The organism is Rahnella sp. GSA61A, assembly GCF_019969905.1.
Classification (GTDB): Bacteria; Pseudomonadota; Gammaproteobacteria; order Enterobacterales; family Enterobacteriaceae; genus Rahnella; species Rahnella aceris.
On sequence record NZ_JAHXYO010000005.1, the window covers coordinates 51,264 to 67,752 of the forward strand.

The following is a 16,489-nucleotide window of genomic DNA, read 5'->3' on the forward strand; positions in this document are numbered from 1 at the left end:
CACCGCTGTTAATTGACTGGCAGCGGGTAATTTTTATAGTGAAAAGGATATCTTATTATGACAAAAATTAAACTATTGGCCTTATTCGTAGGATTCGCCATTTCGGGTTCTGCGGTTGCCGCCACGTCTGGAAGCAGCCTTGAAGCCCGTATGGCACAGCTTGAGCAGCGTCTTCAGCAGGCGGAAACACGGGCTGAAACTGCCGAAAAACAAATCCAGCAGTTGAAGCATCAGGATATTAAGCGCGAGCAGGAAATTGCCCGCGTGAAAGAAGCCAGTCCGGTAGAAGTTAAAAAGGATGGCATATCGGAAGACAAATTATTAACACTTAATGGATTCGATAATTTAAAACTGTACGGTGATGTGGAATTTAACGTTGACGGTGCGAGCCGCAGCGGGCAATTAACCTCCGTCAGAACCAGTGACAATAAAAACTGGAAACCGGGGAATAATGAGCGTTGGGATGTTAACGGACGGTTATTAATCGGTCTTGATGGTTATCGTCGAAATGATAATGGTCAGTTCTCCGGTTTCTCTGTGCAGCCAACGGCTGACCTGAACGGTTCAATGAATCTTGATGATGCCGCTTTCTTCTTCGGTGAAGAAAAAAACTGGATGGCAAAAATCGGCCGCTTCGAAGCTTACGATATGTTCCCGCTTAATCAGGACACCTTCGTCGAATACTCCGGGAATACCGCCAATGATCTGTACGCCGACGGCTACGGTTATGTCTACATGATGAAAGAAGGGCGCGGTCGCAGTGACAGCGGCGGCAACATCATGCTGAATAAGAATATCGGCAACTGGTATTTCGAGCTGAACACCCTGCTGGAAAACGGCACCTCACTGTTTGCTGAGCAAAACTACCACGGCAACCAACTTGAGAATGATAAAAACGTCGCGTACCTGCGTCCGGTCATTGCCTGGAAAGGGGATGCGTTCTCTGTGGCGGCGGCAATGGAAACCAACGTGGTGAACAATGCGTATGGCTACACCGGTGAAAATGGCGAATTCGTTGATCAGTCCAAACGTAATGGTTATGGCATGACCATGACCTGGGACGGGCAGAAAGCTGACCCTGAGAACGGCGTGGTGGCTAACCTGAGCACGGCCTATATGGATGCATCGGATGAAAAAGACTTCACCGTCGGTGCCAATGCCTTATGGAAACGCTTCGAGCTGGGCTACATCTATGCGCACAACAAAATCGAAGACTTCAGCATCAATGGCGTCCGCGCATCCGATTACGACGATGACTGGTTTGATGAACCGGGCAGCTACGACATTCATACCGTTCACGCCAGTTACCTGATCCCGAACGTGATGGATATGGAAAACTTCAACGTGTATCTGGGCGCTTATGTCTCCATGCTGGAAGCAGATAAAACCTACAGCGGCGATGATGACAGCGATGAGCGGTATGGGGCGCGGGTACGCTTTAAATACTACTTCTGATTACCCGTCATATTTCGCGTCACAGATGCGTTGGCTGCACTCCCAGGGTGAGTGAGCTTACCGCCTTTCTGCAACACGAACTATTTAGGGTAATATGTATGTATCTTCATAAATAATAAAAGCCTGAGTGCGTAAACACTCAGGTTTTTTTATGGATTAACAGTTAAATCAGGCAGCTTCGGTGTGGCGGGGTTTCGCCTCAGCCTTTTTTACGCTGTCTTTCTCCGCTTCTGGTTTTTGTGCGGCCAGCGCGTCGGGTTCAAACTCATCGACGTTGATTGAACGCAGACGGCTTTCTTCCGCACGGCTCAGGATACGCGCATCGTCGGCGCTCAGATGACCGGCATCCAGACCTTTTTGCGCCAGAATATCCAGACGGGTAAACGGCAGTTTTTTGCCCATCGCTTCACAGAGACGCTTGTGAACAGGCTCAGCGGCCAGAATATCCTGCAAGGCTTCTTCCAGCAGACCAACCGGGTTGTGCTCGCCGGGTGTCAGATACTGACCACGACCGATGCGGCTGCGTGTCGCTGAAGGCACCTGCAGAATACGCGCCAGTTGGTGATCCAGACGATCAGACGGTGCGGAGTGCGAACGGCCCAACGGGAAAATCACCAGGCGCATTACGCCAGCCACAAAACGGTTCGGGAAGTTACGCAGGAGATCGTCGATAGCGACTTCGGCCTGATGCAGACAATCCTGCACGCCCCAGTGTACCAGCGGTAAATCCGCTTCGTGACAGCCTTCTTCGTCATAACGTTTCAGCGTCGCCGTCGCCAGATACATCTGGCTGAGGATATCACCGAGGCGGGCGGAAATGCGTTCGCGACGTTTCAGGCTGCCGCCGAGCACGCCCATCGACACATCAGCCAGCAATGCCAGGTTAGCGCTCAGACGGTTGATGTGCTGATAGTAACGGGCGGTTTTATCATTGACCGGCGTATCACTGGTGCGGCCGTTAGTCAGACCGAGCCAGAAACTGCGCATTTTGTTACTGCCGACGTGGCCGATATGCCCGAACAGCGCACGGTCAAAATCAACCAGATCGTTTTTCTCCGCCGCCGCCATTTCACGAAGAACATAAGGATGACAGCGGATCGCACCCTGACCAAAGATGATCATGCTGCGGGTGAGAATGTTGGCACCTTCCACGGTAATCGCAATCGGCGCCCCCTGATAAGCGCGGGCCACGAAGTTGCTGCTGCCGAGCATAATGCCTTTACCGCCGGTGATATCCATCGCATCCATCACGGCGCGCTGGCCACGGTGAGTACAGTGGTATTTGACGATAGCGGACAGCACCGCTGGTTTTTCACCCAGCATAATGCCGTTCGTGATAAGCGTTGCGGCGGCATCCATCACGTAAGCGTTACCGGCAATGCGCGCCAGCGGTTCTTCGATACCTTCCATTTTACCGATAGGCAGTTTGAACTGACGGCGGATATAGGCATAAGCCCCGGTCGCCAGCGCCAGAGATTTCAGGCTGCCGGTAGAGTTAGACGGCAGCGTGATGCCACGGCCGACAGACAGACATTCCACCAGCATACGCCAGCCCTGACCGGCCATTTTCGGGCCGCCAATGATGTAATCGATCGGTACAAAAATATCGCTGCCGCGTGTCGGACCGTTCTGGAATGGCACGTTCAGCGGGAAGTGGCGGTGACCAATTTCAACACCGGCGGTGTCGGTTGGGATCAGCGCACAGGTAATGCCCAGATCCGTTTCGTTGCCGAGCAGGTGATCGGGATCTTTCAGTTTAAATGCCAGGCCCAGCACGGTGGCGATAGGTGCCAGCGTGATGTAACGCTTGTTCCAGGTCAGGCGCATGCCAAGCACTTCCTTACCCTGCCACTGGCCTTTACACACGATACCAAAGTCCGGGATGGCACCGGCATCAGAACCCGCTTCCGGGCTGGTCAGGGCGAAACAGGGAATTTCCAGACCTTCGGCCAGACGCGGCAGATAGTGATCTTTCTGCTCCGTGGTGCCGTAATGTTGCAGTAATTCGCCTGGCCCGAGGGAGTTCGGCACACCGACGGTGATCGCCAGAATGCCTGACACACCGGCCAGTTTTTGCAGCACACGCGCCTGCGCATAAGCCGAGAATTCCAGACCGCCGTACTCTTTCTTAATGATCATCGCGAAGAAGCGGTGTTCTTTCAGATACGCCCACAGTTCCGGCGGCAAATCAGCCAGTTCATGGGTGATCTGGAAGTCATTCGCCATACGGCAGGCTTCTTCAACCGGCCCGTCAATAAAGCGCTGCTCTTCCTCTGTCAGTTGCTGCTCAGGATAATCCTGCAATTTCTTCCAGTCTGGCTTGCCACCAAACAGGTCACCCTCCCACCAGGTGGTGCCTGCTTCAATCGCTTCTTTTTCCGTGCGCGACATTGCGGGCATCACTTTACGGAAGGTGCGAAGCGCCGGGCCGGAGAACAATGAACGGCGCATGACAGGGATATTGAAGGGCAGGAGAATGATCGCCAGCGGCAATAACAGCCAAAGTGTCCACAGATTAATGGCACCCATAACCGCCGTAAACGCCAGTAAAATCAGGCTGCTCAGGGCGAGATTGACCTTGTGATAGAACAACGCACCAAGGATCACGATAAATGCAACAATGCTAAGAACCATCATAGTAAAGCTCCTGAGTAGTAGGAGGTCTGACCTGTTGTAGGGATATAATGGTTTTAGTTCATGCTCATTTCTTTATCAATACGTTTACATACTAATTACAACACAGCTCACAAACCGGTCGCACGAAGCGTCAAAAACAGAAACTATCGGAATCATTACCGCTTCATGGCTTCTCGCTGTTTCGGCTTTCCGTTAAACTGCACAGCGGAACGTTTTATTGCTATCGGCCGTGCTGAAACCGGCTGCAAATGGACATAAAAGAGGCTGCTATGTACCAGGATATTATCCGTACTGAACTGAACGAAGCTGCTGACACGCTGAATAAATTCATCAGCGATCCGGCAAATATTGAGTCTATTCAACGTGCAGCGGTGCTGCTGGCCGATTCATTCAAAGCGGGTGGGAAAGTGATTTCCTGTGGTAACGGGGGTTCACACTGCGATGCCATGCATTTCGCCGAAGAACTGACAGGCCGCTATCGTGAAAACCGTCCGGGCTATCCGGCAATTGCGATTTCTGACGTCAGCCACATCTCTTGCGTCGGCAACGATTTCGGTTACGAATACATCTTTTCCCGTTATCTGGAAGCCGTAGGCCAGAAGGGCGACGTGCTGCTGGGCATTTCCACTTCCGGTAATTCCGGTAACGTGATCAAAGCCATCGAAGCCGCACGTGCTAAAGGCATGAAAGTTATCACCCTGACCGGTAAAGATGGCGGGAAAATGGACGGTTCAGCCGATGTGGAAATCCGCGTTCCGCACTTTGGTTTCGCTGACCGCGTGCAGGAAATCCACATCAAAGTCATTCATATTTTGATTCTTCTGATCGAAAAAGAGATGGCAAAGGCATAAGCCTTTTGCCGTAAAGGAGGCTGGTGATGTGCGAATTGCTCGGGATGAGCGCTAACGTTCCTACTGATATTTGTTTCAGTTTCAGTGGATTAGTGCAGCGTGGTGGCGGGACCGGCCCGCATAAAGACGGCTGGGGCATCACCTTTTATGAAGGGAATGGCTGTCGTACTTTTAAAGATCCGACGCCAAGCTTTAATTCGCCCATTGCCCGCCTTGTTCAGGAATATCCGATCAAATCCTGCGCGGTGATTTCTCATATCCGTCAGGCAAACCGTGGTGAAGTCGCGCTGGAAAATACTCATCCGTTTACCCGCGAACTGTGGGGACGCAACTGGACTTATGCGCACAACGGTCAGCTTCGTGGTTATCGTCAGCTCGATACCGGTACGCTGCGTCCGGTGGGCCAGACCGACAGCGAATACGCCTTCTGCTGGTTACTGCACAAACTCACCCAACGCTATCCGCGCCGCCCTGCAAGCTGGCCGCCGGTGTTTCGCTATATTGCGTCGCTGGCTGATGAATTACGGCAGAAAGGGGTGTTTAACATGTTGCTGTCGGATGGCAATTTCGTGATGGCCTATTGCTCGACGAATTTGCACTGGATCACGCGGCGTGCGCCTTTCGGCAAGGCAACGTTGTTGGATCAGGATGTGGAAATTGATTTTCAGCAGCAGACGACACCGGATGATGTCGTCACCGTGATTGCCACGCAACCGCTGACGGCGAACGAAACCTGGAACAAAATTGCTCCAGGTGAATTCGCATTATTTCATCGGGGCGAACGCCAGCTGTGAAGGCAGCGGGGTGTTGGACAACGGTTGTAGCACTTCATATCTACCGTCAGTGACCACGACATTTGGTGGCTGATGGTGTTTCTCAAAGTACGCATATCCCGGCTGTAACTGGTTCCAGAAACTGTAATAGCTGGAGTTTTTATGCGCCTTCATGTTGGCATCGGTCATCCTGAACGGGTAAATGCTAATTTTTAAATTGCGTTGCCCGAACTGGAATGCCGCCTGTACGTAGGTGAATATTTCGTCCATATAGCCGTCGGTCATGGCGTAGCAACCAATAGACTTACAGTTACCGTGGATCATCAGATACTTACCTGAATAACCCTGCGAGATATCATAAGCATTGGGGAAACCGATGTTGATGGCGCGATAAAAGCGGCTGTCGGGTTTCAGGTGGTGAATATCCACGTTGTAGAAACCTTCCGGGCTTTTGAAATCGCCTTCGCGACGTTTATTTCCCAAACCGCCGGAAAAATCGCAGATGCCATAACTGCCGATCAGACGAAATTCGCCGTCGAGCTGAGCATACAATTCGAGTTTACGTTCCTGTTTGAAGATCTGGATATAAACAGGTGCACCCAATAATTGTTTTTTTAGTGCCGCGTTGACCGGGACAGCATCGCTGGCCACGGCGTAATTTGCTGTAAATAAAGGCAAACTGAGGAGCATCGCAAGAAACAGCGCGATTCTGATCATTCTAAGTCCTGCTCGGTAATAATTTTGATTATTTTGTCTACAGCTCAACTGCCTGTAAGACCGCCACTGATTTTCTTCTTATGTACTGTCTGTCGGAAACGCTGTCATATTAATACTGATTAAATTTTTAGCAATCACCAAATAATGAATAATGACTTTAGGAATAGGAAAATTATTACGTTGCCATTAATGGTGATTAATTAAGTCAAACTAACCCTCATTTTCTATGTTGGACATCCCTGCATTCAACTGTATACTTATACAGTTATTGAGGGGGAGGGTTATGCGTAAAATCATTCATGTGGATATGGACTGCTTTTTCGCTGCGGTCGAAATGCGCGATGATCCTTCCCTGCGCGACATTCCTATTGCCATTGGCGGCAGTCGTGACCGCCGTGGTGTTATCAGCACCGCTAATTATCCTGCCCGCAAATTCGGCGTGCACAGCGCGATGCCCACCGGCATGGCACTGAAACTTTGCCCGCACCTGAAAGTGATCCCCGGCCGAATGGAGGCCTATAAAGAAGCGTCAAACCATATCCGTGAAATCTTTGCGCGTTATACGCCATTGATCGAACCGCTGTCACTCGATGAAGCTTATCTGGATGTTTCCCACGCGACGCAATGCAACGGCTCTGCAACGCTTATCGCTGCTGAAATCCGTCAGGCCATTTTCGATGAGATCAATCTGACGGCATCTGCGGGTATCGCGCCGATCAAATTTCTGGCAAAAATCGCCTCGGATCTGAACAAGCCCAACGGTCAGTTTGTGATCACGCCGGAAAAAGTCGGGGCGTTTTTACAGGATCTTCCGCTGAGTAAAATCCCCGGCGTCGGTAAAGTCACCGCTCAGCGTTTGCAGGAGCAGGGGCTGATCACCTGCGGCGATGTGCAGCGTTATGATCTGGCAAAACTGCTTAAACGCTTTGGCAAATTTGGCCGTGTGCTGTGGGAACGCTGTCAGGGTATCGATGAACGTGAAATTTCCCCCGAGCGGTTACGTAAATCGGTCGGCGTTGAACGCACACTGGCAGAAGATATCCACAGTTGGGAAGAATGCGTGTCGCTGATCGAACGTTTGTATCCTGAACTGCAAACACGTTTAAGCCGTGTCAGCCCGGATCTGCGCATCGCGAGGCAGGGCGTAAAACTCAAATTCCATGATTTCCAGCAGACCACGCAGGAACACGTCTGGCCGGTGCTGAATAAAGAAGATCTGCTGAAGGTCGCGCATGAAGCCTGGGAACAGAGGCGTGGCGGAAGGGGAGTCAGGCTGGTGGGATTGCATGTGACGTTGCAGGATCCGCAGATCGAGCGGCAGCTTCTGCTTCCCTGGGAATAATCCCCGTCATCCTTCAAACTGTCTCTGCGTTGGCTGCCTTCGCAAACCCCGGTCACATACTTGTGTATGCTACCGGGGATTTACTCAGTTGCCGCCTTGATACAGCCCGAATGATTTAGGGGACCGATCGAGTATTAACCGCGTTCAGGAATCGCTTTCAGCAGGGCCGTCAGCAGTTTCCAGTACAGCTCGACGCTGGCGATTTCCACCTGCTCATCCGGCGAGTGTGGCCCGGTGATGGTTGGCCCGATGGAAACCATGTCCATGTCCGGGTACGGTTTTTTGAACAGACCGCATTCCAGACCGGCGTGGATCACCATGATGTTCGGAGTTTTATTGAACAGCGTCTGGTAAGTTTCACGCACCAGCGTCATCACTGGTGACTTCGGCTCAGGTTTCCAGCCAGGATAGCTGCCTTTTGCCAGACTTTTCGCGCCAGCCAGTTCACTCAGTGAATTGAGCATGCTGACCACATATTCTTTACCGCTGTCGATAAGCGAGCGGATCAGGCTGTTGATCGCCACTTCGTCATCTTTCATGGTGACAACACCGACGTTCAGCGAGGTTTCTACCACGCCTTTCACGTCATCACTCATGCGGATCACGCCGTTTGGCGTCGCGTTCAGCAGGGCAAGGAATTTACCCTGAGTTTCTGCGGTCAGCGCCTTCGCGTTGCTTTCAGCCGCTTCCACCACAAAGGCAATTTTCTTCTCTACCGCTGACAGTTCGAACTGAATCGTTGCCAGGAATTCTTGTGCTGCCGCTTTCAGCGCGTCTGCTTTATCAGCAGCAACAGCAAGAGTCACAATTGCTTCACGCGGGATAGCGTTACGCAGTGTGCCGCCTGTGAAGTCGAGCAGGCGCAGACCAAGAGTATCAGCGTTGTCTGCCAGGAAACGTGCCAGCAGTTTGCTGGCGTTGCCCAGACCTAAGTGGATTTCCGCGCCGGAGTGGCCACCTTTCAGGCCTTTCAGGGTCAGTTTCAGCGTGCTGAAACCGGCCGGAACCGCTTCACGGCTCAGCGGCAGTGTGGCGGTAAAATCAATCCCGCCAGCGCAACCCATGTAGATTTCGCCTTCGGTTTCAGAATCGGTGTTGATCAGAATTTCAGACTGTAACCAGTTCGGTTGCAGGCCGAATGCGCCTGCCATGCCGGTTTCTTCGGTCATGGTCAGCAACACTTCCAGCGGGCCGTGTTCTACGCTGTCATCAGCCAGAACCGCCAGCGCGGACGCCATACCGATACCGTTATCAGAACCCAGCGTGGTGCCGCGGGCTTTTACCCAACCGTCTTCGATGAAGGGCTGGATCGGATCTTTAGTGAAATCATGAACAGTATCGTTGTTTTTCTGCGGCACCATATCGAGGTGAGCCTGCAGTGCAACGGCTTTGCGGTTTTCCATGCCTTTGGTGGCGGGTTTGCGCAGCAAAATGTTGCCAACTTCATCACGCTCAGCGTGGATACCTTTTTCCTGTGCCCATTCAACGATGTGTTTTGCCAGCGCTTCTTCATGATAGGAAGGGTGCGGAATTGAACAAATTTTGGCAAAAATATCCCACAACGGTTGTGGCGAAAGCTGAGACAGTTCAGACACTATAAGTCTCCTGTGACAGTCAGCTCATTCAGGCTCCGTTTGCAGGGGAACTGACTGAGATGCTGTAGGTTTAAGGTTAAGTAATCCCCGCCAGACTGTGTGGCGAGTGGCCTGACAGAATATCACTTAATCTTAACCTGTGCGCGGGGACGGGGAGAAATTCCGGGATTTTTGGGCGGCTGAAGCCAGATAATCGCTGGTTTTTGTGAACCGGACTCACTATAATCTCGCGCAACCTTTTTTCCCCCCATTATTTTTTTAGAAGCCGTTAATTCACTGGCTGGGACACCTTTATGAGCGAAAAATACGTTGTAACCTGGGACATGCTGCAAATCCACGCGCGCACTATGGCTAAACGCCTGCTGCCGGCAGAACAATGGAAAGGCATTATTGCAGTCAGCCGTGGTGGCCTGGTTCCGGCAGCGTTGCTGGCTCGCGAGCTGTGCATCCGTCATGTGGATACCGTATGTATCTCCAGCTACGACCATGATAATCAGCGCGAAATGCAGGTGCTGAAACGCGCAGAAGGCGACGGTGAAGGCTTTATCGTGATCGACGATCTGGTGGATACCGGCGGCACCGCGAAAGCCATCCGCGAAATGTACCCGAAAGCGCATTTCATCACGATCTTCGCGAAACCGGCTGGCGCACCGCTGGTTGATGACTATGTGATCGACATCCCGCAGAACACCTGGATCGAACAGCCGTGGGATATGGGTGTGGTATTCGTGCCACCTCTGGTAGGAAAATAATCCTCCACTGTTAATATTCCTCTAATTTAACGCCTGGCTTATTGCCGGGCGTTTTGCTTTTGTTGCCTTGAAATCCTTTCCGCTTGACCTCACCCCTCACTTGTCGCAACGTGGGCGGGTTATAATCCCGTCCAGAAATGATCGCCTGCGGGCGACCTGCTGCTTGCTAACGGAGGATCTTGCATCATGGCTCCAGCCAATCTTACGGAAAAACTGTTTAAACCTTCCTTCAAATACCCGGAAACATCGACGCTGGTTCATCGCGTTCATCACCATAATACGCACCCGCCGATGCATTCTGCGCTGGAAGGCGACACGGTTCATTGCTGGTACCGCACGATTAACCGTCTGATGTGGATGTGGCGCGGGGTTGATCCGCTGGAAGTGGAAGAAGTGCTGTCGCGCATTGCTGTCTCCCAGGCGGAGCACAGCGATCCGTTGCTGCTCGATACCGTGATTGGTTACCGCAATGGCAACTGGATCTACGAATGGTCAAATCAGGCGATGTACTGGCAGCAAAAAGCCGCCGAAGAGAAAGATGCGGATGTGGCGAGCGAATACTGGCTGAAAGCCGCCAACCTTTACAGCATCGCCGGTTATCCGCATCTGAAAGGCGATACGCTGGCGGAACAGGCGCAAGCGCTGGCCAATAAAGCCTTTGAAAAATCCTCGGAACATTCGCCTTACGAACTGAAAGAGCTGGAATTTAAGATCCCCGGCGGTGCCCCTATCACCGGTTTCCTGCACCTGCCAGCCGAAGGGAAAGCACCGTTCCCGACGGTGCTGGTGTGTGGCGGTCTCGACACCTTACAGAGTGACCATCAGCGCCTGTTCCGTTCATATCTCGCGCCGATGGGCATCGCGATGCTGACCATCGACATGCCGTCGATCGGTTTTTCATCGAAGTGGAAACTGACGCAGGACACCAGCTTCCTGCATCAGCAGGTGCTGATGCAGCTTTCGGATGTGCCCTGGGTCGATGCCAGCCGCGTCAGTTTGCTCGGTTACCGTTTTGGTGCGAACGTCGCGGTGCGTCTGGCGTATCTCGAACCGCGCCGCGTGCGGGCAGTGGCCACGCTGGGGGCGCTGGTGCATACGCTGCTGAGCGACCCGAAATGTCAGGAGCAGGTACCGAACATGTATATAGATGTGCTGGCGAGCCGCATCGGCATGTCGAGCGCGTCCGACTCGGCGCTGAAAACCGAACTTAATCGTTATTCTCTGAAAACGCAGGGGTTGCTTGGACGCAGAACGCCGACGCCCATCCTGGCCGCATACTGGGAGAACGATATATTCAGTCCGAAGAGCGAAGCTAAGCTGATTGCGGATTCTTCCGCTGACGGCAAGCTTTTGACCATCCGCAGCGAGCCGCTTTACGCGCATTTTGACAGCGCTTTACATGAGATTTGTGGGTGGTTGCAAAAGCATATGCGTTAACTTAATAGTTGCTAATTCCTAACGTTTTGCTAAAAAGGATCGTCTTTCAATGGAGGTTGTACTATGACGTTACCAAGCGGTCATCCTAAAAGCAGGCTAATGAAACGTTTCGGTACACTGGGACCGTACATCAGAGAAGGGAAATGCGAGAACGACCGCTTTTTCTTTGACTGTTTAGCTGTCTGTGTGAACGTGAAGCCTGCGCCGGAAAAGCGTGAATTCTGGGGCTGGTGGATTGAATTGCAGGCTGAAGCCGAACGTTTTACCTATGTTTATCATTTCGGATTGTTTGATAAAGACGGCATCTGGAAAGTGCAAAACATTAAAGATGCTGAAGTGCGAGAGAAGCTTGAGACGACATTGAAAGGGTTCCACAAAAACCTGAATGCCATGATCGAAGAGATGTCCCTCAAACTGGAACCTGCTGATGATTTCAGCGAAGAACCTGTGAAGCTCTCCGCCTGACTTTCTGTACTACCCATTCCCATCATGAATGCTGCTATTATAGCGTTATGCCGTTTGGCATAACGCTTCTCTGCTGTTACAAAGACAAAGAAGCCCTTCTTTTTCACACTAATGGAACGATTATGAGTGGTAGTCAGACACTGGTTGTAAAACTGGGCACCAGCGTGCTCACTGGCGGCTCGCGCCGCCTCAACCGTGCTCACATTGTTGAGCTTGTCCGCCAGTGCGCGCAGCAACATGCGGCAGGGCACCGGATTGTGATTGTCACGTCGGGCGCGATTGCTGCCGGGCGTGAACATCTTGGCTACCCCGAACTCCCCGCCACCATTGCTTCCAAACAACTGCTGGCTGCCGTCGGGCAAAGTCGTTTGATCCAGCTGTGGGAGCAATTGTTCTCGATTTATGGCATCCACATTGGTCAGATGCTGCTGACGCGTGCCGACATGGAAGACCGCGAGCGGTTCCTGAATGCCCGCGACACCATGCACGCGCTGCTCGATAACCATATCGTCCCGGTCATTAATGAAAACGATGCGGTCGCCACCGCTGAAATTAAAGTCGGCGATAACGACAATCTTTCCGCACTGGCCGCTATTCTGGCGGGTGCCGATAAATTGCTGTTGCTGACCGATCAGCGTGGTCTGTTTACCGCAGATCCGCGGACCAATCCTGAAGCTGAATTGATCCGCGAAGTCATGACCATTGATGATGAACTGCGCGGTGTGGCGGGCGACAGCGTCTCTGGTCTCGGTACCGGTGGCATGGCCACCAAACTGCAGGCGGCAGATGTCGCGTGCCGGGCGGGCGTCGATACCATTATTGCTGCGGGCAACCTGCCGGGCGTGATTGGCGATGTGATTAACGGCGTTTCCGTCGGCACACGTTTTCACGCGATGGAGACGCCGCTGGAAAACCGTAAGCGCTGGATCTTTGGTGCACCGCCAGCCGGTGAAATCACCATCGACGACGGCGCGGTTTCTGCCATGATGGAGCGCGGCAGTTCGCTGCTGCCAAAAGGGATCCGCGAAGTGAAAGGCGATTTCTCGCGTGGCGAAGTGATCCGCATCCGCAACCTGAACGGACGCGACCTCGCGCACGGTGTCAGCCGCTATAACAGCGATGCGATGCGCATGATTGCCGGTCATCACTCTCAGCAGATCAGTGAAATTCTCGGTTACGAATACGGCCCGGTTGCCGTTCACCGTGACGACATGATTGTCAGTTAAGGAGCCACAGATGCTTAACGAGATGGGCAAGGCCGCGAAAGCCGCGTCCTGGCAGCTTTCCACCCTCAGCACCGCGCAGAAAAATCGTGCGCTGATGCTGATGGCCGACATGCTTGAGGCCAACAGCCAGAGCATTATTCTTGCTAACGAACTCGACATGGCTGCTGCCCGCGAAAGCGGCATGAGCGAGGCATTACTGGACCGCCTGCTGCTGACCCCCGCGCGTCTTTCGGCGATTGCCAGCGACGTGCGTGATGTCTGCCGTCTGAGCGATCCGGTCGGGCAGGTGATTGATGGTTCACAGCAGGACAGCGGTTTGCGTCTCGAACGCCGCCGTGTACCGCTCGGCGTGATCGGCGTGATTTATGAAGCGCGCCCGAACGTCACTATCGATGTCGCCAGCCTGTGCCTGAAAACCGGCAATGCCGTTATCCTGCGCGGCGGTAAAGAAACGCACCACACCAATCAGGCGACGGTTAACGTCATTCAGATGGCGCTGGAGGAATGCGGACTGCCTAAAGCCGCCGTTCAGGCCATCGACAGCCCCGATCGTGCACTGGTGGCGGAACTGCTGCGTCTGGATAAATACGTCGATATGCTGATCCCACGCGGTGGCGCGGCGCTGCATAAACTTTGCCGCGAACAATCCACCATTCCGGTGATCACCGGCGGTATCGGCGTTTGCCATACGTTTGTGGATGAAAGCGTCGATTTCGACAAAGCGCTGACCGTGCTGGAAAGCGCGAAAGTACAGCGCCCGAGCGCCTGTAACAGCCTGGAAACCGTGCTGGTGCATCAGGCGATTGCCGCCCGCTTCCTGCCGGAACTGAGCGACAAAATGCACCGCGCAGGCGTTACGTTACACGCCAGCGAATCTGCGATGCCGTATCTGCAAAACGGCCCGGCGAAAGTGCTGGCGGTGACCGAAGAAGATTATTCGGATGAATGGCTGTCGCTGGATCTGAACGTGACGGTAGTGGCCGATCTGGACGCCGCCGTGGCGCATATCCGCACCTACGGCACCGAGCATTCCGATGCGATCCTTACCCGTTCCATCAGCAGCGCGGACAGGTTCGTGCGTGAAGTGGATTCCTCTGCGGTTTACGTCAACGCCAGCACCCGTTTCACCGACGGCGGACAATTCGGTTTAGGCGCAGAAGTGGCAGTCAGCACACAAAAACTGCACGCCCGCGGCCCGATGGGATTAGAAGCCCTGACGACCTACAAATGGATTGGTTACGGCGACGATTTAGTCCGTCCGTAACTGACCGGCACCGGTGGATTCAGCATGATGAAACCGGTGCGATCGCTTATCCCTGCTGAACACCATCATTCCTGAAACAACGCCCTGACCCATTCGATAAAATACCGCACCTTTGACGGCAAATGCCGGTTCTCCGGCCAGGCAATATGCACCGGCACCTGTTCATCCGCCCATTCAGGAAACAGCGGCACCAGCGCGCCGTTATCCAGCGCTTCCTGTGCCAGAAAGCGATACGTCGTCAGCACGCCAAGCCCCGCAATGGCACCGGTCAGCGCTGCGGTGGAATCGTTAACCGAGAACTGCCAGCGCCCGCGAACAGTGACACACTGCTGATCCTTAAACACCTGATGTTCAAATACCCGTCCGGTTTGTGGCGAGGCGATCTGCACCAGCGTATGGTCGAGGATAAGATCCTGCGGATGTTCAGGCATGCCGTGTTTTTGCAGATACGCCGGTGCGGCACAGGTGATCATCGGTAAAACCCCAAGCGACCGGGCGATCAGCGCATCGTTGTGCAGCTCACCGATACGGATCACACAATCGATGTTTTGCGCAATCAGATCGGCGGTGCGGTTACCGACGCTCACCTCAACCTGAACGTCGGGATAATGCATCAGGAAGCCGGGCAGGGCGGGGATCACCCGCCGATAAGCAATCGCATTCGGCATCTCGACGCGGATTTTGCCACGCGGAGCCTGCGTTGCCGCCTGCACATTGCTGTCGAGAATCTCCATCTGATCAAGCAGCCGTATTGCTCCGTGATAATAGGCTTCGCCCTGTTCCGTCATGCTTAAACGGCGCGACGTCCTGTGTAGCAGCTTCACGCCCAGTTCGCTTTCCAGCGCCTGCACCTGCCGCGTTACCGTGGATTTCGGTAAATCCATCAGTTCTGCCGCACGGCTGAATGACCCCGAATCCACCACCTGCACGAACGTGCGCATATTCTCCAGCTTATCCATTCCGGCCCTTTCATTTTTTATCGTTGCAATATCAGCAATCTTGCATTCGGGATTGCCACCTTGTTCGCCCGTGCTGAAACAGGGAGGATGACCCCACACCAGAAGGTTGTCACCAGATAAGGTCATAAAATGAGTGTGCCAGAAACTTACCCGATCGGCAGCGCCAGAATCACTAAGATCCCCGAGATGACATTGCAAGATCCCGGATCGTCGCTTTTTCCGCAATGGAATGCTGATGCTATTCAGGATGCCGCGAAAACATTACCGGCAGATTTTTTTGGCGCAGATGCCTCAGAACTGATGCTCAGCACCCACAGCTGGCTGGTGCAGACCGGCACGCAGACGGTGCTGATTGATACCGCATCCGGCAACGATAAATTGCGTCCACTGAACCTGTTGTTCAATCAGCTGAAGACGGGCTGGCTGGATAACCTGCGGGCGACGGGCGTCGAACCGGAAGATGTTGATGTGGTACTGCTGTCACATCTGCACGTTGATCATGTCGGCTGGAATACGCGGCTGGAGAATGGCCGCTGGGTGCCGACTTTCCCGAACGCGCGTTATCTGTTTTCTGAAGCCGAATACCAGTTTTACGCCGATCCGAACAACGTCCGGGATCCGAGCGACGGCATCTTTGCCGACAGCGTTGAGCCGGTCGTGGCGGCCGGTCTCGATCAGCGGATACATGCTGATGACGCCACGGCCATTCCGGGGTTCGCTATCATCCGCACGCCAGGCCACAGCCATGATCATTTCTCTTTCGCCTTTACCTCTGAAGGTGAAACGGCCTTTTTCTGGGGCGATGTGATGCACCATCCGCTTCAGCTCGCGCGTCCTGACTGGGATTCGGTGTTCTGCGAAGAACCGGCACAGGCGACAGCCTCACGCCATAAGGCAATTGAGTTTGCCCTGAGCCATCAGGCCACCGTTTTCACCACCCATTTCGCCGGTTCCTCTGCGGGCAAAATCCGTCAGGATGCCCGTGGCCTGAGCTGGCAGCCACTCTGAGAAGGAAA

Annotated in this window: 14 protein-coding genes; 10 read left to right on the forward strand and 4 right to left on the reverse strand. The window is 53.5% G+C overall.

The genetic code is table 11. The features are described from left to right. Nucleotides 1-57: 57 nt before the first annotated feature. Nucleotides 58-1,455: a carbohydrate porin gene (locus LC431_RS08370; protein ID WP_015689451.1), complete on the forward strand. Its 1,398-nt coding sequence runs from the start codon at nt 58-60 to the stop codon at nt 1,453-1,455. 168 nt (nt 1,456-1,623) lie between these two features. Here LC431_RS08370 and fadE read toward each other — a convergent pair whose 3' ends face one another. Further along, entirely contained in the window at nt 1,624-4,092 is a 2,469-nt protein-coding gene (gene fadE / locus LC431_RS08375; protein WP_126124652.1) for an acyl-CoA dehydrogenase FadE, read from the reverse strand. Between the two features lie 269 nt (nt 4,093-4,361). On the opposite strand from fadE, the gene lpcA reads away from it, so the two are divergent. Together lpcA and LC431_RS08385 are read left to right on the forward strand one after the other, a co-directional pair. Further along, nucleotides 4,362-4,943 (forward strand): D-sedoheptulose 7-phosphate isomerase, encoded by a 582-nt coding sequence (gene lpcA, locus LC431_RS08380; RefSeq protein ID WP_013574283.1) that lies wholly within the window; start codon nt 4,362-4,364, stop codon nt 4,941-4,943. Between the two features lie 26 nt (nt 4,944-4,969). Next, nucleotides 4,970-5,737: a class II glutamine amidotransferase gene (locus LC431_RS08385; RefSeq protein WP_015696178.1), complete on the forward strand. Its 768-nt coding sequence runs from the start codon at nt 4,970-4,972 to the stop codon at nt 5,735-5,737. Here the strand turns inward: LC431_RS08385 and dpaA are convergent. Continuing rightward, on the reverse strand, nt 5,708-6,433 hold the full coding sequence (gene dpaA, locus LC431_RS08390) for a peptidoglycan meso-diaminopimelic acid protein amidase (protein WP_013574285.1): 726 nt from the start codon (nt 6,431-6,433) through the stop codon (nt 5,708-5,710). The two genes, LC431_RS08385 and dpaA, sit on opposite strands and share 30 nt — an antisense overlap. 283 nt (nt 6,434-6,716) lie before the next feature. Here dpaA and dinB point away from each other — a divergent pair, with 283 nt between their 5' ends. Next, nucleotides 6,717-7,775 carry a DNA polymerase IV gene (dinB, locus tag LC431_RS08395; RefSeq protein WP_112151318.1) on the forward strand — a complete coding sequence of 353 codons (1,059 nt, stop codon included), beginning with the start codon at nt 6,717-6,719 and terminating at the stop codon, nt 7,773-7,775. 134 nt (nt 7,776-7,909) lie between these two features. Here the strand turns inward: dinB and pepD are convergent, their stop codons facing one another. Continuing rightward, nucleotides 7,910-9,370 (reverse strand): beta-Ala-His dipeptidase, encoded by a 1,461-nt coding sequence (gene pepD, locus LC431_RS08400; RefSeq protein WP_223509685.1) that lies wholly within the window; start codon nt 9,368-9,370, stop codon nt 7,910-7,912. A gap of 293 nt (nt 9,371-9,663) precedes the next feature. Between pepD and gpt the strand changes: the two genes are divergently transcribed. From gpt to proA, 5 genes are all read left to right on the forward strand, one after another. Then, the gene (gpt, locus tag LC431_RS08405; protein ID WP_013574288.1) at nt 9,664-10,122 is read left to right on the forward strand and encodes a xanthine phosphoribosyltransferase; all 459 of its coding nucleotides are present in this window, start codon (nt 9,664-9,666) and stop codon (nt 10,120-10,122) included. Between the two features lie 186 nt (nt 10,123-10,308). After that, nucleotides 10,309-11,559, forward strand: a complete 1,251-nt coding sequence (gene frsA, locus LC431_RS08410; protein WP_153374804.1) for an esterase FrsA — start codon at nt 10,309-10,311, stop codon at nt 11,557-11,559. A gap of 63 nt (nt 11,560-11,622) precedes the next feature. Beyond that, complete coding sequence (gene crl / locus LC431_RS08415; protein WP_013574290.1) at nt 11,623-12,024, forward strand: sigma factor-binding protein Crl; 402 nt, start codon at nt 11,623-11,625, stop codon at nt 12,022-12,024. A 122-nt stretch (nt 12,025-12,146) separates the two neighbouring features. Next, entirely contained in the window at nt 12,147-13,250 is a 1,104-nt protein-coding gene (gene proB, locus LC431_RS08420) for a glutamate 5-kinase (RefSeq protein WP_013574291.1), read from the forward strand. A 10-nt stretch (nt 13,251-13,260) separates the two neighbouring features. Then, nucleotides 13,261-14,514: a glutamate-5-semialdehyde dehydrogenase gene (gene proA, locus LC431_RS08425; RefSeq protein WP_013574292.1), complete on the forward strand. Its 1,254-nt coding sequence runs from the start codon at nt 13,261-13,263 to the stop codon at nt 14,512-14,514. Nucleotides 14,515-14,579: 65 nt separating this feature from the next. Here proA and LC431_RS08430 read toward each other — a convergent pair whose 3' ends face one another. After that, entirely contained in the window at nt 14,580-15,473 is an 894-nt protein-coding gene (locus tag LC431_RS08430) for a LysR family transcriptional regulator (protein WP_013574293.1), read from the reverse strand. A gap of 129 nt (nt 15,474-15,602) precedes the next feature. On the opposite strand from LC431_RS08430, the gene LC431_RS08435 reads away from it, so the two are divergent. After that, the gene (locus tag LC431_RS08435) at nt 15,603-16,481 is read left to right on the forward strand and encodes an MBL fold metallo-hydrolase (RefSeq protein ID WP_013574294.1); all 879 of its coding nucleotides are present in this window, start codon (nt 15,603-15,605) and stop codon (nt 16,479-16,481) included. The last annotated feature ends 8 nt before the right edge of the window (nt 16,482-16,489 follow it).